At 44.0% G+C, this 21218-nt stretch carries 17 protein-coding genes; 6 read left to right on the top strand and 11 right to left on the bottom strand.

What is annotated here, in order from left to right:
- Positions 1 to 13 precede the first annotated feature (13 nt).
- Entirely contained in the window at positions 14 to 1663 is a 1650-nt protein-coding gene (locus AAEY79_RS04585) for an isovaleryl-CoA dehydrogenase (RefSeq protein ID WP_350588028.1), read from the top strand.
- Positions 1664 to 2051: 388 nt separating this feature from the next.
- On the opposite strand, the gene AAEY79_RS04580 is transcribed toward AAEY79_RS04585, so the two are convergent.
- Positions 2052 to 2702, bottom strand: coding sequence for a DUF2939 domain-containing protein (locus tag AAEY79_RS04580; protein WP_201616417.1), 651 nt, complete (start codon positions 2700 to 2702; stop codon positions 2052 to 2054).
- A gap of 427 nt (positions 2703 to 3129) precedes the next feature.
- Between AAEY79_RS04580 and dnaJ the strand changes: the two genes are divergently transcribed.
- The 3 genes from dnaJ to AAEY79_RS04565 all read left to right on the top strand — a co-directional run bounded on the left by dnaJ (position 3130) and on the right by AAEY79_RS04565 (position 6426).
- On the top strand, positions 3130 to 4266 hold the full coding sequence (dnaJ, locus tag AAEY79_RS04575; protein ID WP_350588029.1) for a molecular chaperone DnaJ: 1137 nt from the start codon (positions 3130 to 3132) through the stop codon (positions 4264 to 4266).
- A gap of 239 nt (positions 4267 to 4505) precedes the next feature.
- Entirely contained in the window at positions 4506 to 5336 is an 831-nt protein-coding gene (dapB, locus tag AAEY79_RS04570; RefSeq protein WP_350588030.1) for a 4-hydroxy-tetrahydrodipicolinate reductase, read from the top strand.
- Between the two features lie 163 nt (positions 5337 to 5499).
- Positions 5500 to 6426 (top strand): hypothetical protein, encoded by a 927-nt coding sequence (locus AAEY79_RS04565; RefSeq protein WP_101211366.1) that lies wholly within the window; start codon positions 5500 to 5502, stop codon positions 6424 to 6426.
- 279 nt (positions 6427 to 6705) lie between these two features.
- Here the strand turns inward: AAEY79_RS04565 and AAEY79_RS04560 are convergent, their stop codons facing one another.
- The 9 genes from AAEY79_RS04560 to erpA all read right to left on the bottom strand — a co-directional run bounded on the left by AAEY79_RS04560 (position 6706) and on the right by erpA (position 16318).
- Positions 6706 to 7881: a type III PLP-dependent enzyme gene (locus AAEY79_RS04560; RefSeq protein WP_101211383.1), complete on the bottom strand. Its 1176-nt coding sequence runs from the start codon at positions 7879 to 7881 to the stop codon at positions 6706 to 6708.
- A gap of 110 nt (positions 7882 to 7991) precedes the next feature.
- Positions 7992 to 8546 (bottom strand): peptide deformylase, encoded by a 555-nt coding sequence (def, locus tag AAEY79_RS04555; protein WP_101211367.1) that lies wholly within the window; start codon positions 8544 to 8546, stop codon positions 7992 to 7994.
- A 252-nt stretch (positions 8547 to 8798) separates the two neighbouring features.
- Complete coding sequence (locus AAEY79_RS04550) at positions 8799 to 9053, bottom strand: GlsB/YeaQ/YmgE family stress response membrane protein (protein WP_025652624.1); 255 nt, start codon at positions 9051 to 9053, stop codon at positions 8799 to 8801.
- Between the two features lie 328 nt (positions 9054 to 9381).
- Positions 9382 to 10875, bottom strand: coding sequence for a UDP-N-acetylmuramate:L-alanyl-gamma-D-glutamyl-meso-diaminopimelate ligase (mpl, locus tag AAEY79_RS04545; protein WP_101211368.1), 1494 nt, complete (start codon positions 10873 to 10875; stop codon positions 9382 to 9384).
- 332 nt (positions 10876 to 11207) lie between these two features.
- The gene (locus AAEY79_RS04540; RefSeq protein ID WP_201567546.1) at positions 11208 to 11837 is read right to left on the bottom strand and encodes a copper resistance protein NlpE N-terminal domain-containing protein; all 630 of its coding nucleotides are present in this window, start codon (positions 11835 to 11837) and stop codon (positions 11208 to 11210) included.
- Positions 11838 to 12408: 571 nt separating this feature from the next.
- Positions 12409 to 12936 carry a disulfide bond formation protein B gene (locus tag AAEY79_RS04535; protein WP_173239014.1) on the bottom strand — a complete coding sequence of 176 codons (528 nt, stop codon included), beginning with the start codon at positions 12934 to 12936 and terminating at the stop codon, positions 12409 to 12411.
- A 342-nt stretch (positions 12937 to 13278) separates the two neighbouring features.
- On the bottom strand, positions 13279 to 14862 hold the full coding sequence (gene gshA, locus AAEY79_RS04530) for a glutamate--cysteine ligase (RefSeq protein WP_407074174.1): 1584 nt from the start codon (positions 14860 to 14862) through the stop codon (positions 13279 to 13281).
- Positions 14863 to 15275: 413 nt separating this feature from the next.
- Entirely contained in the window at positions 15276 to 15632 is a 357-nt protein-coding gene (locus AAEY79_RS04525; RefSeq protein WP_025652619.1) for a hypothetical protein, read from the bottom strand.
- Positions 15633 to 15937: 305 nt separating this feature from the next.
- Positions 15938 to 16318: an iron-sulfur cluster insertion protein ErpA gene (erpA, locus tag AAEY79_RS04520; protein ID WP_025652618.1), complete on the bottom strand. Its 381-nt coding sequence runs from the start codon at positions 16316 to 16318 to the stop codon at positions 15938 to 15940.
- A gap of 418 nt (positions 16319 to 16736) precedes the next feature.
- Between erpA and AAEY79_RS04515 the strand changes: the two genes are divergently transcribed.
- Positions 16737 to 18764 (top strand): ATP-binding cassette domain-containing protein, encoded by a 2028-nt coding sequence (locus tag AAEY79_RS04515; protein WP_352287420.1) that lies wholly within the window; start codon positions 16737 to 16739, stop codon positions 18762 to 18764.
- 86 nt (positions 18765 to 18850) lie between these two features.
- Here the strand turns inward: AAEY79_RS04515 and AAEY79_RS04510 are convergent, their stop codons facing one another.
- Positions 18851 to 19213 carry a septal ring lytic transglycosylase RlpA family protein gene (locus tag AAEY79_RS04510; RefSeq protein WP_201567541.1) on the bottom strand — a complete coding sequence of 121 codons (363 nt, stop codon included), beginning with the start codon at positions 19211 to 19213 and terminating at the stop codon, positions 18851 to 18853.
- 873 nt (positions 19214 to 20086) lie between these two features.
- On the opposite strand from AAEY79_RS04510, the gene AAEY79_RS04505 reads away from it, so the two are divergent.
- Complete coding sequence (locus AAEY79_RS04505; protein WP_201567540.1) at positions 20087 to 21118, top strand: DnaJ C-terminal domain-containing protein; 1032 nt, start codon at positions 20087 to 20089, stop codon at positions 21116 to 21118.
- The last annotated feature ends 100 nt before the right edge of the window (positions 21119 to 21218 follow it).

The raw sequence follows: 21218 nt of genomic DNA, 5'->3' as shown, positions 1-21218 counted from the left end.
GATGTTGTCAACGATGAACCAATTCAATACACATGAGGTGTGCAATCAGCCGGTTGCGCTAGAAAATTATAATGCATGGCAGACAGACATAGCCCTGATGGAAGCGGTTGCTCGCGAGGGCGGATTATGGGCGCAGGATCATCTGAGTGCCTTTGGCGCTCGTACTGGTGGTGATTTGATTGATAGTGGTTTTGCCGCCAATGAAAATCCTCCTAAACTTCGCGCTTTTGACCGCTATGGTCGTCGTATAGACGAGGTCGAATTTCATCCTGCCTATCATGAGTTGATGGCAGCTGGGATAGAATATGGCATGAGTAGCTTTGCTTGGCGCCATGAAAATCGTGATGGGGCGCATGTGGCACGGGCAGCGGTAATGTATCTTGGCTCGCAGGCGGATGCGGGTTTTGGTTGCCCAATGTCGATGACTTATGCAGCGATTCCTGCGCTACGCCATGCACCGGCACTGGCAGAAAAATGGTTGCCCAAGCTTCTATCAGCGGAATATGATCCACGTAGCCTGCCAATGGAACAAAAAACAGGCTGTACTATCGGTATGGGCATGACCGAAAAACAAGGCGGCTCAGACCTACGGCGCAATACCACCAGAGCGCTTCGCCAAGAAGATGGAAGCTATGAGATCATCGGTCATAAATGGTTTTTTTCAGCGCCAATGTGTGATGCGCATTTGGTGCTGGCACAGACCGAAGGCGGTCTTAGCTGTTTCTTAGTACCGCGCTTTTTGCCCGATGGCACGCGCAACGCGGTTCGAATACAACGATTAAAGGATAAGCTGGGCGATTGGTCCAATGCTTCATCCGAGGTCGAGTTCCAAGGCGCGTTTGGTGAATTGGTTGGTATAGAAGGGCGCGGCATCGTTACCATTTTAGAGATGGTGGCGTTAACCCGATTGGATTGTATGATTGGCTCTTCAGCACAAATGCGCCAAGCCGTTGTGCAGGCGATTCATCATACTAGCAAGCGCGAGGCTTTTGGCAAACTGCTGGTTGACCAGCCCCTGATGCGCAATGTGTTGGCTGATTTGGCTTTGGAGTCAGAAGCCGCCATCGCTCTGACCATGCGCGTTGCTCGTGCGGTTGAAATGAGTGGCAAAGACCCACATGAGACTGCATTGGCACGCATTGCGACTGCCATTGGCAAGTACTGGATATGCAAGCGCACCCCCGTATTGGTGAATGAAGCGCAGGAGTGTTTGGGCGGTATCGGCTATGTGGAAGAAAATATCCTGCCGCGCCTTTATCGGCAAGCGCCATTGAATTCTATCTGGGAGGGCAGTGGCAATGTGCAGTGCCTCGATGTATTACGCGCCTTACGCAAAGAGCCGGAAACGCGCGACGCTCTATTTGCCGAATTGCAGAATGCTGCTGGTAAGAATGCCCATTACGATGCCGAACTCAAATGCTTGGCGCAACGCTTCGACGATATCGAGACGCTTGAGTTCCGAAGTCGTTATGTGATTGAGCGCTTGGCATTGATGCTGCAGGCGTCGATTTTTCTGCTGAGTGATCATACAGACATCGCGACGGAATTCTGCCGTTCGCGCATTGCAGGCGAACACGGATTGACCTTTGGTACTTTGAGCCCCGATGCGCCAGTAGCGCAATTGATTGAACGTGCTGCTGGTGCGACAATAGCGGCACAATAAATCGTCCTGCTATTAGGCCTAAGAAGATATCACGTTTATCGTATGACTTTGGGCGGTATTCCTACCGCCTGTAATTCGATGAGCAGATCAGTAAGAGAAATCTTAGGCAACAGTAGCTTGGGAAATAATGGATCGCGTCGTGCAATTTACAATTTTGAGAACGCTGATTATAGTTGAATCATTATAAAAAACCAATACAGTGCTGCTGGGATGAATTTTGCGCAGCCTCTGTCAGCGTAGACACAGCAAGCAGGTAAAATTTATCCCAGTAGCACTGGCAATATTAGCGTGTCGATTTTATTTCAAATTGACTATATTTAGAGGTTTCAGAAGTAGAATAAGTTAAAACGCTCTATAGAAAAATTCCCCAATAGCCATTCACATTATGTTATGGCAAGACGATATCAACGATTTTCCAATCAATCAAACCGTTGCGCTGCATCTCTACAGTGAGCGGGTAGCCTTTAACTTGACCGCTGATAGTGAAGCAATTGATACCGCAATAGCTCAATGTTGGCTTATCACTGTCTGAGCCTTGGGCGACCTGCTGCTCAAGTTCCGCTGCTTGTTTTTTCATGATTTGCTGCATCTGGTTTTGAACCACCGCATTGACATCGCCGCGCTGGATAATCAAATTTTGAATCAGGTTTTTAAGATCGACTTGATTGCTGGCGATAGCCCATGCAGCGGCCAGCTCTTTGGTCGCGCTGTTGGCTTGCCCTTGAGTGTTGATAATTTTTTCGATATTTTGCGGGGTGATTGCACCAGCGACTGCCTGTGTGATGAAGCCATTTGCCGCCTCAGTCAAAGGCGCACCACCCAACTCAGCAACCAATGGATAATGGGTCATGGTATTGGCAAATTGATCGGTCAATTGCGTTTGGATACTTGGACGCAGCTGTTCGTAATCAATGGCGGCAGCGATAGCAGCACCGTCTTTGGCATCATAAGCGTTTTTGAGCTGATAAGCGCTGTAATAAGGCGAGCCGCCATAGACCGCGACTGCAATGACGATCAATAAAACAATCAGCTTTTTCATAAAAATTGCTACCTTAGCGCAAACGGAATGGCGGTAAATCTCAAAAATAGGATTTAAAACCCCATTAATATGGCGCTAAATATTAGCATGGCCAGCCTTGATAAAGGTATAAAAACCTTTGCTCAATTCTTAATAAAACCTTTTTTAACAGGCTTAAAACTTCATGAGTCAGAATTTCAGCATCCAAGCGCTTGATAAATCATCTTGGCATCTCCATAAATAGCGCAAACTTTTAATAATTGATTTGGCTAAGCAGCATCCCGCCGTATTCGCTTATAAGATTCATAATATTATCGCCTCCGTATTCGCAGTCTGCCATGTTTCATGTGAAACCTTTAAGGACAACTGCGTATAAAAACAAGGTGATAATTGATTAGGGTTGATGAATCGACCAGCCGGCGGCACTGTAAAGACGATAGGAGAGCCCATGAGTAAGCGCGATTTTTATGAAGTATTAGGTGTCAGCAAGACCGCTGACAGCAAGGAAATTAAGCGAGCCTACCGCAAGCTGGCCATGAAATACCATCCAGATCGTAACTCCGATGACCCTGATGCCGAAGACAAGTTTAAAGAAGCGTCAATGGCTTATGAAGTATTGAGCGACGCAGAAAAGCGTTCAGCTTATGACCGTATGGGTCACTCTGCCTTTGAAAATGGCATGGGCGGTGGCGGCTTCGGCGGTGCTGGCGGTGGCAACTTCCAAGACATCTTTGGCGATATCTTTGGCAACTTTGGCGATATCTTTGGTCAATCACGTGGCGGCGGCGGTGGGCGTTCACGTCGCGGCTCGGACTTGCGTTATGTGATTGAGCTGACTTTAGAAGAAGCGGTACGCGGCTGCAAAAAAGAAATCAGCTTTACCGCACCTGCGCCGTGCGAGACTTGTGATGGTAAGGGCGCAAAAGACGCCTCTGATGTCGTGACGTGTCAGATGTGTCATGGTCAGGGCCAAGTGCGTATGCAGCAAGGCTTTTTTGCCGTGCAGCAAGCTTGCCCACAGTGTGGCGGCTCTGGTAAACAGATTAAAAACCCTTGCCCTGACTGTCATGGTAATGGCGTCAAAGACAAATCACGCACGCTAGAAGTATCTATCCCAGCGGGCGTCGATGATGGTGATCGCGTGCGTTTAGCGGGTGAAGGTGAAGCGGGCGGCGCAGGTGTACAAAACGGCGATCTATACGTCGAAGTACGCGTCAAACCGCACAACGTCTTTACCCGTCAAGGTGCCGATCTCTATATGGACGTGCCAGTTAGCATCACCGATGCAGCACTGGGTAAAGAAGTTGAAATCCCAACGCTAGATGGCAAAGTCAAAATCAAGGTCGCCGAAGGTACGCAAAGTGGTAAGTTGCTGCGTGTGCGCGGCAAGGGCGTGACGCCTGTACGCACGACGATGAAAGGGGATTTGATCTGCCGTGTGGTCATCGAGACGCCAGTGAATTTGACACGTGAGCAAAAAGAGCTACTACGCGAATTCCAAGATACACTTGATGGTGATAGCAAACATCAACAGTCGCCACATAAAAAGTCATTCTTCAAAAAGATTGGTGAGTTGTTTGACTAAAACGTCTGATTGCTGAATCGCTATATGTAAAGCAAGTAGTTGACACAGCATAAGATTAGACAGGATAAGCATTTCAAATAAGTGGTTAAGTTAGCCTAGAGGTTTCACATGAAACCTCTAGGCTTTTTTATTGAGTGTATCAAAGACAATTGATACATTGATACATTGATATTTGCTAAACTTGCGATAAATATTATGCAAAATCCCTTTATTAAAAATAAAATATTTAGGACAGAGATATGAGTCAACAAGTAAAAAACCAAGCTATTAAAGTCGGTGTCATCGGTGCCGGTGGGCGTATGGGGCGTATGCTTATTGAAGCGGTACAGGACAACTCGCAAACTGCGCTTAACGCTGCGATTGAACGTCAAGGTTCAAGCCTTGTCGGTGCAGATGCGGGCGAAGTTGCAGCGACTGGTCGTTTAGATGTACAGATTGTCGATGATTTAAAAACAGTCATTAATGACATCGATGTGCTGATTGATTTTAGCTTGCCAGATGCCACTGAGCAAAATATGCAAATCTGTGCAGCGCATAAGGTGGCGATGGTGATTGGCACTACAGGATTCAATGAGCAGCAAGAGAAAGTCTTGGCAAAAGCGAGTGAGCAAGTTGCTATCGTTTATGCGGGTAACTATTCAACAGGCGTTAATTTGTCATTAAAGTTGCTCGGCATGGCAGCCAAAGCCTTTGGCACTGATGCGGATGTAGAGGTCATCGAGGCGCATCATAAGCACAAAATCGATGCCCCATCAGGCACCGCTTATATGATGGCAGAGGCCGTCGCAGAGGCTCGCGGACAGAACTTAAAGGACGTCGCTGTCTATGGTCGCGAAGGGCAAACAGGCGAGCGCGAAGCGGGTAGCATTGGTATTCATGCGATACGGGGCGGTGAAATCATCGGCGATCATACCGTGATGTTTATTGCAGATGGTGAAGTGGTTGAGATTACCCATCGTGCGCGCGCGCGTATGACTTTTGCCGCTGGTGCGGTACGTGCGGCAACTTGGGTAATTAAGCAGGAAGTCGGGCAATATAATATGCAGGATGTTTTAGGCTTAAATGACTAAGGCTTAAATGAATAAGGCTTAAATGAATAAGGCTTAAATGAATAAGGCTTAAATGAATAAGGCTTAAATACCTCATACTTAAATGACTAAGGGTTTTTGCTGATGGTTTGATAGCTGCTAAGTATGGCTTTTGATAGCGTTTAACTATTGTTAGAGGTCAATTATGAATAAGTTGAGCGAACATTTAAGAGAGAGTTTTGGTCGGGTAGTGGCTATACTTAACATTGTTAAAAATATAAAAACTGTCAAAGCCATAAGTTATAAGCGTCCGATAGCATTTACTTTAAGTTTAACGGTACTGCCGATAGTCGTACAAGCAGCTACTTTTCAAACCTACGTCATCCATACCTATGGTGGTGATGCACTGTTGCCTGCGGTACGCCAGCAATTGAATAATAGTCGCGATGGCGGTACGGTGTCTACTTATCAGGATAAGCTGGTATTGCATACCACCGCCGCTAATTATCAAGCGGTACAGCAATTACTGAGTCAAATTGACGGTCAACCACAGGCGTTGATCGTTGCTGTGCGTGTTGGTAATAATAGTGATTCTCAAAGTAATATTCAGCAAGGTCAGGTTATTATTAGCAATCGCGGCATTGAGGGTTCAGAGATAATTAATCAGCGCAATAGTCAGCAGCAAGGCAATAATTTATATCAAGTACAAACGCTATCTGGTAGTGCCGCGAGCATTAGTACAGGCACGCTCTATGCGCTGACTCAAACCTATCATGCCACTACGTATCCAACTTATAATCGACCATCGGGGCAGATTATTATTCAGCAGCAAGTATTACTGCCAACGACGCAAGGCATTGCTGTGACGCCACGGCTACTACCAAACGGGCAAGTCGAAGTGCAGTTATCACAAGTTGATGAGCAGCTCGTGCGTTCTCATTCGTCTTATAAGCAAAATAGTTATAATGCTATTCAAGGTCAGCGCTTAAATAGTACCATTGTCGTACCACGTGGACAGTGGGTGACGATCGGTCAGATTTCACAGAATAATCAAACCCAACGCTCAAGCTATGGCAGTAATCGCACTGTTAATAACACTAATAGTATGCCTATCTCGCTGTTAGTGCAGTAGTTAGTATTACATCGTTCCTTGTTATTCAAGGAGTTATAGTTGATCTATTTTTTAAAAGAATACAGTGCTGCTGGGACTAATTTTTTGTAGCCTCTGTCTGCGTAGGCATAGCAAGCAAGAAAAATTTGTCCCAGTAGCGCGTTATAACATCTGTGCTTCTTTTATTTAGAAATGATTATAATAATGGGCGGCATAGATGATAGATGAAAAAGCATAAAAAAGCGCGGCACTGCTAATCACAGTACCGCGCTTTTCTTATTGCTGAGCATTCACTGAGAATTAATCAATATAAACCACTTCTAACGGTGGAAAACCATTGAACTCGACCGATGAATACGAGTTGGTATACGCACCCGTGGTTAACCAAAAGATTTTATCGCCAATTTCTAGCTCTTCTGGTAATTGATAACCTGCTTCTTCATACATGATATCGGTTGAGTCACAGGTTGGACCGGCCAATACGACCGTACCTTCGCTGGTTGAGGTTTCCATCTTAGGCGTATAAACTGGATATTTAATCGCTTCACCCAAGGTTTCAATTAAGCCTTGGAACAAACCCACATCAGTATAGACCCAACGCGTCAAGTCAGTATGCGACTTACGCGAAATGAGCACCACGTCACTGACCAATACCCCTGAACCACCGACCAATGAGCGACCGGGTTCTAGGATAATCTCCGGCATATCTTCCTCATCATAATCATCCGTCAAATAACGAGTGATTTCTTCAGCGTAAACTTTTACGGGATTCACTTCACTAATATAATTGGCTGGAAAACCGCCGCCTAAGTTGATCATTTGCAGCTTAATATCTTCTTCGTTTTTCATCCAGTCAAACATATATTTGACCTTGGCTAAGGCATCATCCCAAGCGGCAACATCTTTTTGCTGGCTACCCACATGGAACGAGATACCATAAGGCACTAGACCCAAATCACGGGCTTGAATCAACAGCTCAATTGCCATGTTTGGATGGCAACCAAACTTACGAGACAATGGCCACTCAGCGGTCTCAGAGCCTTGTACTAAGATACGCACAAATATTTTTGAACCAGGAGCGTATTTGGCAATATTTTTTAGATCGGCTTCTGAGTCGGTCGCATACAAATCAATGCCTTTCTCAAAAGCATATTTGACGTGCTCGGCTTTTTTGATGGTGTTGCCATAAGAAATACGCGATGGCTCAACGCCGCAGTCAAGGACACGATCAAGCTCATAAATGGACGCACAATCAAAGTTTGAGCCCAGTTCAGCCAATAGATTAATGACTTCGACAGCAGGGCTGGCTTTCATCGCATAATGCAACTTGGCATTGGGGAAAAAGCCAACCATTTCATGATATTTGGTTTTGATACGACTCAGGTCCACCACTAAGAATGGGGTTTCGCGACCTTCGGCAGCTTTGGTGAATTTCTGCCAGCCGGCAGGGTCAAAATATTGGTCAATTTTGATCATGGTCATGGTGGGGAACCTTAAGTTAACACAGGATAGGATGAATAATAAAAACCAATGCATGCTTGAGATAATCGGACAATAGGTCCTGAATTAACTATAAATGCATCCAATTAAGAGTTGGTGGTTTGCGGCTGCTTTTCAGCGGCTGGCTCACCTTGCTTTTCACGTATTTTGAGCACTTTACGAACTTTATCACGTGCCCGCGTTTGCTTAAGACGTGATAAATAATCGACGAATATGACCCCATTTAGATGATCCATCTCATGCTGGATACAGACGGCAAGTAGGCCTTCGACTTCTTCATCGATCTTTTCGCCGTTCTCATCTAAGGCTTCAATGCGCACTTTATTAGGGCGTTCAACTTTATCATAGACCTCAGGGACTGACAAACAACCTTCTTCATACGGTTGCTTTTCTTCTACCAATGGCGTGACTTTTGGGTTAATAAAAACCTTTGGATCGTTTTTATCTTCTGACAAATCGATAACGATGAGCTGAATATGACGATCGACTTGACTGGCAGCCAGACCAATACCTTGGGCGTCATACATGGTCTCAATCATATCAGCGATTAAGGTTTTGATTTCAGCAGTGACTTCCTTGACAGGCTTCGCAATCGTGCGTAAGCGCGGGTCTGGATAGCTTAAGATAGGGAGTAAAGCCATAACGCTCACCTCAATGATAAGGACAAAATAGGGTTGATATTATAAGATAAATGGGGACAAAAGTAATGCTTATCAATACTTTCGCGCAACTATTACTTTTTAGCATAGTAAAAACCAAGATAGTCACTTTTATTAGGGTCATAAAAAAGCCCTGCAAATAGCAAGGCTTTTCGATTGGTCTCGGTTAAACGCTCGTTGGTTCAACTCAAGTGGTTTTGCTCACTTTGTCTGACCAAACTGTTTAATTAGAGGTTATACACCACGTTTGCTCATGATCATCTCATAGATGAAGAGCAAGATAATGGCACCGATTACTGAGAATATTAGACCAGTAAAGCCACCATCAGCATTTATGCCGATAACGCTAGCAATGACACCACCCAATAAAGCACCAACGATACCCAAGACAATGGTCATAATCCAACCCATAGGGTCGCTACCTGGCTTAATTGCTCGTGCTAATAGACCAGCGACCAAACCTACGATAATCATCCAAATAAAGCCCATTTCATTCTCCTAATTTATTGTAATTTAAATGTATTATTAATTATTAATGGTTTTGATAAATACATTGTAAGGACTCTATAGGAATAAGAGTAAGCACAAAATGTTACCAGTGTACGGGCTATGTGAGAAAAAACCTCGAATTGCTATCGCACAGGTGCAATAGGTAAACGAAAGGTTAAAAAGGTAGCAATGTCGCTAATATTTGAATATTCAACAGACCCTAGTCTGAGTTGATTATAATTTATAAAAGATGAGCATAAAAATAGCGCCGTTTATGATTAATAAGCGACGCTATCATTCTGACAGTAGTTTTGATTGGTCGGTTGAACTATTGCTCGCGCAAGGCCGTTAATAGGCGCTGATGAATATTCTCAAAGCCGCCATTAGACATAATGACAATCGCATCACCAGCTTTTGCATGGCTAGTGATATGTTCAATAATAGCATCGACGCTAGAGAGTACCTGTTGGTTGTCGATATTAGGATTGGCAGTATTGGCATTGTCGATGACGTCTTTTAGACCCCATTCGAGACCAGTAGGCTCATACCAAAGTGTATAGTCGGCAAGGGCGGCAGACTCAGCCAAACTGTCTTGATGAATACCCATTTTCATGGTGTTACTACGTGGCTCAATGATTGCCCAAATGCGTCTATCAGCCAGTTTCTTTTTGGCACCATCCAACGTGGTGGTGATGGCAGTCGGATGATGGGCAAAGTCATCAAACACTAAAATATTATTTACATCACCGATGAGTTCCATACGACGCTTGATACCAGCAAATGCTGATAACGCTGCGCAAGCAGTTTTGACATCGACGCCAACATTATAGGCAGCGGCGACAGCAACCAGTGCATTATTGACGTTGTGAATACCGCTCATCGACCAATCGATGAGCGCTGTGGCTTCTTTATCAGCTGCGAAACTAACCTTGAATTGACCGCCGTCTTTGCTAATAAGTTCGGCTTGCCAGTCGCTACTGTTTTTTAGAGTCGTATTATTGTCGCCGTCATTAGCATTAGCCTCTGTTGAGTCAATCACTGCCGTGCGCCAAATAGGCGTCCAAACGCCTTTTGCTAAGGTATCTTCTAGGCTAATAGTTGCTGCCGGCATGATAATTTTACCCGTGCTCGGAATCATGCGTACCATGTGATGGAACTGGGTCTGGATAGCATCGAGATCTGCAAAAATATCAGCATGATCAAATTCAAGGTTGTTTAAAATAGCGGTACGCGGGCGATAATGAACGAATTTTGAACGCTTATCAAAAAACGCCGAATCATACTCATCAGCTTCAATCACGAAATAGCCAGTTTTTTCTGCTGCATCATTGGTTTTCTCAGCACCCAAATAGCTGCTATGTGCAAAAACTTGCTGCAAATGCTCGTCAGTGGTATCGACTAGCGGCACACCACCAATCAAAAACCCTGCATCAATACCTGAATAATGCAGTATCCAGGCAAGCATGGTCGTCGTCGTGGTTTTACCATGAGTACCGGCAACGGCGATGACGTGACGCGACTGCAACACTTTTTCAGACAAAAATTGTGGCCCTGAAGTATAGCGTAGACCTGTGTCTAGCATATATTCGATGACATCCATCCCGCGCTTCATGGCGTTACCAACGACGACTAAATCTGGCGCTGGCTGCAAGTGCTCTATCAGATAGCCTTGCTCAATCGTCACGCCCGCATCTTCAAGTTGGGTAGACATCGGTGGATAGACATTGGCATCTGAGCCCGTGACCGTATGTCCAAGTTCGCGTGCCAATAAGGCCAATGAGCCCATAAAAGTACCACAAATACCAAGAATATGAATATGCATAGACGTTCCGTACGAGCTTGAATAAGAAAATGAAATTGTAGAGTTATCCGAAAAGGTAGCAACATCAAAGCGCTGCGTATTTTAGGACGTACCCAACCTATTGGTCACGAGTGCTGGCTATATCAGAGCATTGATAAATGGTTACGGCGCAAACCTCGCTTGCTATACTAAACGACCTATTTGCGCTCGGTTGTTCTATAGCCAGCAGGCACTTATTGTAAAGTAAACACTGTTGGATGACCAATAAAAAACGCCCAATAGATAGGCGTTATGCGACTGCTTATTTGGCATCATTAGATTGAGTGTATTCAATCTTTTATACTGCTGCACTTTTATCTGCGTGACAAAGTATAGTCACCGTTGGGATTTTTGTACTCATCCATCATCACCAGATGGTTGTCTTGGATATGATAGGTTTCGATATGCTTACTTTCATAAACAATCGTAATTGTATCATTGTCTTGGCGATAAATACCCGACTCGAGCAATGGCTGGCGCGGCGGCTCAGCACTATTATAGAGGCTGGTTTTTAACACTGAACCATCGGCGAATAAGTTCAGAGTAATATCGATATTGTCGCAAGATGCGCAAGGAACCATACCACCATAATCGCCCATTAACGTAGCCTGTAATGCACTATTATCATTTGGCTCTGAGATCATGGGTGAGTGACGTGTATGCGTGTCATCATCGGGTTGGGCGGCGTTAATGAGCGATTGACCTGTATCTGCATTGGCCGATATATCAGTATCCGTTTGCTGATTGTCTTGCGCAGCATCTTGCAGAGCAGCGTTTTCCGTATTATCGACGGGGGCAACTTTAGTGCTTATGCCTTTATTGGTCGTCGACGAAGAGCTGTCGCAACCAATAAGCAGTAAGCAGATAGGCACGGCTAATAAGGGTCGACGAGCGCGTCTTATGATATTAGAACTGGTAGAAAAAATAGACGTAAGATATATCATGGCATACCAAAAACAGTTTTTAAATAGATTCTAGAAACGTTACGAGTATTGTCAATTATGACCGAGCCAGCGCGATCGCCGAAGCTCAATGGCTGTTATCAGAGATAAAAGCGGACGAGCTTACTGAGTCCGTATTAGGCGTCTGACGGCATTGTTTTATCGGTTGGTATCGATTAATAATAAGGCTGAGCTATAGATATTGAACATTGTGCTTGTTCATTAATGGCTAGTAGCTAATGGCTGGTAGCTAATGGTTGATAGTTAACGAATGTATAATTAAAACACATCCTTATACCAGTTAAGTATACAAGCTGTCTCACCATACCAAAGCTCAAAGATATCTATGTGGACTTTTTGTTATAATCAACTCGATGGGAGAACAGATAGGGTAGCACTTATAACGATACTTATAATAAGTAATAGCGATTCAATAACAGCAATAAATACAGCGCATAAAAAAGAAAGCGCATAAAAAAATGGCAAATCCCTTTATGTTAGAGATTTGCCATTGTATAAAAGTATAAATGTATAAAGCGTTATCTTGCTTGGTAGTTAGCCGCGCCGATTGCTGTTAAGCACGACGAATAGGGGTAGCAGGGCGTACGATGCGCCATAATATTATTACATGCACTATCAATAGAATGCTAAAAAGAATCAGTGATTGCTCAGGAATACTCAAGCCCATAAATCGCCAAGCAATCTCAGCACACTCACCAGAACCAGCAAACACTTCATTCAAGACTTGCTTCATTGGTAAGGTGTCGAGCCAATAGTCTAATCCCGGACCACAAGAAGGGACTTGGTCAGCGGGCAAGTGTTGTAACCAGACATGACGCGCAGCAACCGCAGTAGCCCAGCCGATACCTGCTAAGCTACCAAGCCATAATATAAGTCTTACCACTTTAGATTTCGGATTAAACAGTGCTGCTATTAAGGCAAAGCCACCCATAACCATCAGGCCGATACGCTGAAAAATACAAAGTGGGCAAGGTGATAGACCCAGATGGCGCTGTAAATAAAACAGCGCAAAGCTCATTCCTATCACTGCCATTAATACCAAAAAGACTTGCAAGTTACGGTAGGTGGTTAGCTTTAGCATTGGTCAAATACTCTTATAAAATAATCAATAAAACACTAGGGCGTGTTGAACATTCACAAATAGGCACTGCTGATTGCTAAAATGGTTTCATACAAGGCGCAAGTCGACGATAATGTTAATACCTTAGCTAGACTTGCAACGCAGTATGGGGCGATTTTAGCATCAGCCTGTAGGGACAGGACTGTTTTTTGCCGCTTCTGTGTTAAAAATAGACGTTTAGAAAGACTAAACTTAAGATTTTTAACGTTGAATCGCCTAAAAAATAGTCTCTGTCAGTGCCATGGTCGAATGTTCAACACGCCCTATAAACAATAAAATACCATGAACAATAGAAAACGTTAATTAGCGATACTGTTGTAAGAAGTCCATAAAGTCTTCGGTCTCGGCGGCTTCAATTTCTGCTTGCTGAAGTATTGATTTTTCAGCCAATACTTCATATTTGGCTTGGTTATTGGGGCTAAGAGTTTGTTGCAAGAGAGAATCGCGATGCTGCTGCGCTAAGGTAAAGCCCAGCTGCCATAAACTGCCTAGACGTTTGCTATCAGAGTTTACTTGCGCCGATATGGTCGATTCAGAATGTCCCGCTTTGCCTTGCATCAATGCTACCGCCGCACGGTAGTCATTACCACCATAGTGCGCATCGAGTAGGGCGGCTAGAGGTTGCATACGATCTAGGTGTATCAACATCCAGCTTTCTAGTGATTGCTCCGCACCATTATTAATGATGTGCAAATTGTCACGGCGACCTTCATTGACCACGCGCTCAAGATTGATGGCCAGCGCTTCTTCTTCCTCAGGCATCAATTCAGGCGAATCATTTAGCAAGCAATAAAGCGCCATCACTTCTAAAAAACAAGCGCTCGATAGACGGATACCGATATCGCTATAAGGATCGAGATCAATAGCGCGGAACTCAACGTAAGCGATGCCGCGACGCTCCAGCGCTTCGGTAGGCGTCTCGCCACTCATCGCAATTTGTTTGGGGCGGATAGGGCTATAGTATTCATTTTCTATTTGTAGAATATGGTTATTGATCTGGATAGGATGACCCTCAGCATCATCCAAACCAAGCTTTTCAAAGCTCTCGTGCGGCGTTTGAATCGCGCGGCGTAGGCCAGCGACATACTCTGGTAGATAGTTATAGCGAATATCCAGCTGCTCTTGCACACTATTGGTATAGCCAAGCTTGCCCATACGTAGGCTGGTCGCTGCAGGCTTGTAATAAGTTGAATCGTTGAGCAGCTCTAAATCGTGCTCGCGTCCTGCTATAAAACAAGGACAGACACTGGGACTGGCACCTAGCAAATAAAGCACCAGACTGGTCAGGCGCTTAAAGTTGCGAATCAGACCTAGGTACTTCTCATTCTTAAATTCTGTCAACGTTTGGCTTTGCGCAGCTGGTACTTTTGCTTGCCACGCTTCGAATAGGTTGTCACCGAAAGATAAGTTGTAATGCAAACCAGCAATCGTCTGCATGCGGCGACCATAACGAATACCCAGACCACTACGATATAACGTTTTTAGCTTACCCGTGTTAGAGCTACCATAATCCGCCAAAGGGATGTCTTCGTCTTTGGATGACAGCATGCATGGCATCGATAGTGGCCACATGAGCTCACCTTCAGGCATACCTTGGTACACTAAAAGATGGAGCTGACGCAGCATATTTAGCGTCTCTTTGGGGCTGGTTTTTGGGTCAGTGATGAGCTCAAGCAAGCTCTCAGAATAATCGGTTGTAATAAAGGGATGCGTGAGCTTGGAGCCAAGTTTGATTGGGTGCGGCGTTTGCGCCAAATAGCCATCGGGCTTGACGCGCAGACCTTCTTTTTCGATACCGCGCAGCATACCCGCTAAGTGCTGGGTATCAAACCAATTAGGGATTTCAAAACTAACAAACCTAGGTGCAAAATTACTCATAATAGTCATCTATTGTTATTTGTTATGGCGGCTCAAAACACGACAGGTGTATGACCATAAAAGAGGTAGGTATTTAGATTAATAATGACGTCAGTTTAGCTCAAAGCCACCCTGAAAACCACGGACAATTACAAATACAATAAGCTTTGCTTAAAGTCGGTCGATGACTATTTGGCTAATAAACTTGGCGTATTTACGTCGGTATTACACGTTTTATAGTTACTCATGAATACTTTAGGTCAGTAAGTGATTGTTGTCTATATCATTGATAATAAAAAATTTATTGCCAAAAACAAGGGATTGGCTAAACTAAAAAAAGCACCTACCAAGTGGGTAGATGCTTTAGAACGCTACGAGTAATCAAGCTCAGTGCGGGTATTGTCACGAGCAAATGATTGAGTTATAACGGGCTCATTACTGACTTAAGTAAAATCTAATTCAGTTTCAAAGCTTTTTAGGTTATGACGTGCCATCGCTAGGTTTGACTTTTGACGATCAAGCACAAGATATAAGAACAAGTTGTCGTTGCGTACTAATGGACGTAGCAAGTGATACTGCTTGCTTAGGGTAATCAGGATATCTTCGATGCTCTCATTCAGACCTAGTGCTGCGGCAACCTTACGTTTAGAGCGCAATACTTCCGTGTTACCAGCAGCGGCAAGCTCAAGATCGATGCCAGAACCAAGCGTGGCCATTGCAAGACCAGATTCGCTGTCTACTAGCGCGGCTGCAATAAAGCCGTCGATGTCATTTAGTGCGTCAAGTGTTAATTTAGCCATTGGTCATGTACCTTAATTGTTTGGGATATAAAGAGAGTTTCTCAAAAATGTCATCAATTAATAGCTTCGATTAATCAGCTTAAATTCACATTGATTAATGTAGCTACTAAAAATATGGTGATATTTAAGCATATCCTTATAATAAAACAATAAAAAACCGACCAAATAGGCTTTTAGTCGGATTATCGGCGCGCAATATAATATTAAGTATACAACCGTACACTTAATTTATCACAATAGTTTCCTATTTATTTGGCATTGATTAATAATAGTTATCAATCAAAAGCCTAAATCCACTATTTAACTTAGATGGAAAATGACGAGCCGCAACCACAAGTAGTCGTAGCGTTCGGGTTGGTGACGATAAAGCGCGCGCCTTCTAGTCCTTCGGTATAATCAACGGTAGAGCCTTGCAGATACTGATAGCTTAAAGAGTCTACCACTAGAGTGACGTCGCCATTGTCAAAGTTGGCATCGTCCTCATTTAGGTCATTGGCAAAGTTAAAGCCGTAAGAAAAACCTGAGCAGCCGCCGCCAGTCACATAGACGCGCAGCATAAGATCGCTGTCACCTTCTTCTTCGCGCAAGCGCCGCACTTTTTGTGCTGCACTGTCGGTTAGGCTTAATACGGTAGGATCTACCGGCTGGCTTGAGCTTGGGTTAAATTGGTTGGCTGATTCGTTCATATCTACCTCAGTTGCTAGGATCAAATGCTGTCGTCGTCCTGTTTGGGTTTGCAACTTATATGGTTGCAAATAAAGATACGCGCGGCGTTTGATTCAATTGGGTGCTGTCGTTATAGCAATGTCGTTTGGTTATTATAAGGTTGGTAGTTGCGCCATCACAACCCTTTAGTTGTCTGCGGGCATTACGCTTTTGGCAGTATATCATAATGGGGGTCACGATTAGTTTGTCAAGAGGGATCATCGTCCATACGGGTTTTAAGACTGGCTTTTTTAGCACAATAGCTGCTTGGTTTTGAAATAGTTATTTAATCGTTTGCCTATGGGGCAAGCGTTTGAAATAATAGCCGCCAGTTAACATGCCAGATGTGTGTTTTTTATTGCCTTAAATTTTATATTACTGTTGAGATGAAGAAATTATATGATCGAATTTAAAGACGTTGGTGTTCGCCGTGATGGTCGTGAGTTGTTTGCAGGGGCAAGCTTCCAGCTACATCCGGGCCACAAAGTTGGCTTAACGGGCAATAACGGCACTGGTAAATCGACCTTGTTTGCCTTATTACTGACGCGAATGGGCACAGGCGATACCGAGGTTAGCCTTGATAGGGGCGAAGTGAGCATTCCTGATAGCTGGCATGTGGCGCATATGGCGCAGGAAGTGGGTGCGAGTGCACAAACGGCGATTGATTATGTATTAAGTGGTGACGAGCAGTGGTATGAGATTAACGCGGCTTTAAATGATTTGAGCAGTGTCAGTGATGAGCAGATTGGGGTGTTGCATCAGCAGTTTGATGAGATCGATGGCTATCGTACACCGACTAAAGCCGCGCAAATCATGGCGGGTCTTGGTTTTAATACCAATCAACATGAGCTGCCCGTAGAAGGGTTTTCGGGTGGTTGGCGTATGCGTTTAAACCTCGCCAAAACCTTGATGAGCCGTGCTGACTTAATGCTACTCGATGAGCCAACCAACCATTTGGACTTGGATGCCATTCTGTGGCTTGAGACTTGGATTAATGCCTTTACCGGTCTGGTCATCGTGATCTCACATGACCAAACCTTCTTAGACAATACTGTCGGTCATATCTTGCACGTTGAGCAGCAAAAAATCACCCTTTATACGGGTAACTATCAGCAGTTTATCCGTACCCGTCATGAGCGTATGGCGCAGCAGCAGCAAGCGTTTGAAAAGCAAGAAGCGACTAAGGCACATTTGGATGACTTTATTCGTCGCTTCCGTGCCAAGGCCAGTAAGGCCAAACAAGCACAGAGCCGTATCAAGCAGCTTGAGCGCATGGCAGAGCTATCACCAATGATGGCAGACAACCCGTTTTCGTTCCGCTTTTATGAGCCAGCGAATATGAGCTCGCCATTGATTGAGCTAACCGATGCCGATATTGGTTATAGCGATACGCCCCTACTTTACAATGCCAATGTGCAAGTGACCCCTGATACTCGTATCGGGCTGCTTGGGATGAATGGCGCGGGTAAATCGACGTTGGTTAAAGCCTTGGTCGGTGAGCTTAGTGTATTAAAAGGCAGTTACAAGGTTTCAGATACGCTCAAACTTGGCTACTTTAATCAGCATCAAATGGATATCCTTGATCCTAAGGCAACCCCAATCGAGATGTTACGTCGCCTAGCAGGTAAAACGTCTGATGCGATGCTGCGCTCGTTTTTAGGTAGCTTTGATTTCCGTGGCGACCGTATCGATACCATCAGTGAGCTATTCTCTGGTGGCGAGCGTGCGCGCTTAACGCTAGCTTTGATCGTTTGGCAACGTCCGAACGTCCTTGTACTCGATGAGCCAACCAACCATTTGGATTTACAAATGCGCCAAGCATTGACCATCGCCTTGCAAGGGTTTGAAGGGGCAGTGGTACTGGTCTCGCATGATCGCGAGTTGATTGCCAACGTCTGTGATGAGCTGTTTTTGGTTCATGACGGTATAATCGAAGAATTCGACGGCGACATCAGCGACTATGGTAAGTGGCTGGCAGAAAAGCGCAAGCAAGAGAACTCGACAGACAAAAGTAGCAGTAAGAAAAAGAATAAAAAAGCCAATAAGAAGTTTGTTTCACGTGAAACAGTAGAAGGAGCATCTAATAATTCTTCCTCTACTAACAAAGCACCAGCAAAAAACGAAGCTCTTCAGCCAACGCTTAGTAAAGATGCGCTGCGCAAAATGGCCGCTGAACAACGTAAATTGACCGCGCCGATACGTCGTGATATCGAAAATACAGAAAAGGCATTGGCTAACATTGATGAGCAGCTCATGGCTTTAGAAGAAAAGCTGGCTAATACTCAGCTATATGAAGACAGTCGTAAGTCGGATTTACTGATTTTGCTCAATGAGCAAACGGCGTTACAGCAGCAGCACAGCGACAATGAAGAAAAGCTATTGATATCTATGACGACGTTAGAGGAAATGGAAGCTGGTTTTGAATAAATAGGTTTTATAATGGGTGAAGCCGTTACTCACTGATAATAACAGGCATAAAAAAAGGGAGAGCGTTAGCTCTCCCTTTTTTTACATTATTGCAGACGGTATTTACCATCACCATAAGAGAGTATTTTCATTGTGGTCGTACAAAGCTCGCAGCTTATCTGACTAGCAGCAGCTTTAGATAAATCAAGAATGCGTCCTCGAATGAAAGGCCCTCTATCCGTAATTTTTACGATCACGCTCTGCTTGGTCTTTTTATTGGTCACTTGTACCTTTGTACCGAATGGCAAGGTTTTATGCGCAGCGGTCAAAGAGTTCATGTTAAAGATACTGCCACTGGCGGTACGCTTACCGTGAAACTTACTACCGTAATAGCTAGTATTACCAGCGAACACTGTGGTGCTTAATAGTAGTGATAAAGTGATAACTAAAGACTTGATGAAATAAGACATTTAATACCTTTAAGCGATTTATAAAATAGACAGATAGGCTTGCCTATATCGTCCATACTCCCTATGAGCATGAACACTATATCCATTTTAACGTACATAGCTTGTCATATCCTTACTGCTCTGTAAAAGAACGCTAGAGGTCAAATATTTCCATAGTAATAATCAACTAATGACCAGTAAAAATGTAGAATAAAGCATTGATTTAAAAGAAAAATTAATTGCCCTCAGACGAGGTTAGGAGCAGTTTAAACAAGGTTTTTGTAAGGCTCAGCCCTTGTAATAAGACGCTTGCAGTATTATTTTTAATCAGTATGTTAGAGTAACTCAACGCTCTCATATTTGAGATAAGAAACTAGGTACAAACTAATGTAAACAAAACTTGCTATATTATTACTATTTTGTAAGGTGTAAGAAGTCGGGTATTATCAAAAGTATCTAGCAATAATATTTTCATCGTTTTGATTAAACGGTTTTTGAATTTTGTAATACCAAGTGTTTACCAGTGCAATGCTTTGAAAAAACATATTCTGCCGTCTAAAAGTAAGTAGACAGATAAAGCCTCACTGGTAGTGAGCCATAAAAGCATGTAAACCAAATTGACATTACGCCAACAGTTGTCAAAGAAAAATGATGCCAGAATCATAGTGATAAACGCTAATACAGTGACACACATCAATATAGTGACACATGCGAATAATGAGGGATTAGGTCATTCAGATAACCCAACGTCGAGCCTCGCTTGTCATCATTACTGTATTACTAATACTCCCTTATTAATGGCAGCAGCAAGCGAAAAAATGAAATATTGACTCATTATCCCCATATTATGTATTAACTGAATAATTAGAAATATATACGATAAGGAAAAACAATATGGCAGAAAAAAACTATTACGACATTTTAGGGGTCAAAAAAGACGCCTCAGACGCTGATATCAAGAAAAAATACCGTAAGCTCGTTCGTCAATTTCATCCAGATGTCAGTGACGATCCGGACGCGGATAACAAGATTGCTGAAATCAATAACGCTTACGAAACCATTCGAGATAAAGACAAGCGTGCTGAATATGACGCGATGCTAAACAACCCGTTTGCTGGTCAAGCTGGCACTGGCGGTTTTGGTGGCTTCGGCGGTCAATCAGCAGGCGCTGGGCAGGATGGCTTTCGCTGGGAAGATATCAAAGACCAGTTTGGTGATGGCGCAGCCTACGGCGATGGTGGCTTTCGCTTCGATGATATATTCTCGGCATTTGGTCGCGGCGCACGTGGCTCAACCAATGGGCAGACAGGTAGCCGCTCTCAAAGTGCTGGCTTCGATCAATTTGGTGGTGGTTTTGGCGCACAAGATAGCAAGGGTCAAGACCAACATGCAGAAATTACCGTTGATTTGTCTTCGGTATATAGCGGTGATGACTATAGTATTAAGCTAAACGTCCCTGTGCGTCAGCCCAACGGCAGCGTCGATTATGACAATAAAACCCTAAAAATTAAAATCCCCAAAGGTATCACTGATGGCAAGCAAATTCGCTTAACAGGACAAGGTGCTGCTGGCGGTGGTAGTGGTAAAAATGGCGATTTATTCTTAAAAGTTAAGATTCGCCATGCAGCCAATATCCGTATCGAAGGCGCGAATGTTTATCAGACAGTAAACATAGCGCCATGGGAAGCGGCATTGGGTGAAAAAATCAATCTAACTACACCAGCAGGTACGCTTGGTGTGACGATTCCTAAAAACAGTAAATCTGGTAGCAACTTACGCTTAAAAGGTAAGGGTATCCCTGCTAAGCAAGCGGGTGATTTATACTTAACCTTAAACATCGTCAACCCTGAGATTAGCAGCGAGGCTGCAACCCAAGCTTACGAGCAGTTAAAGCAAGCCTTTGCTGATACCGCTATTGAGCGTTAAATAGAATGTTAAATAGAGTGTTAATAACAATGGCTCATTACTGCAATAAGCAACAACGAACAGAGATGAATACGATAACGATGAAATAAAGAGCATACGA

This window comes from Psychrobacter sp. GW64-MNA-CIBAN-0177 (assembly GCF_040309585.1).
Classification (GTDB): Bacteria; Pseudomonadota; Gammaproteobacteria; order Pseudomonadales; family Moraxellaceae; genus Psychrobacter; species Psychrobacter okhotskensis.
Note: the sequence above shows the minus strand (reverse complement) of the source record. Positions and strands in the feature narration are given on the sequence as shown.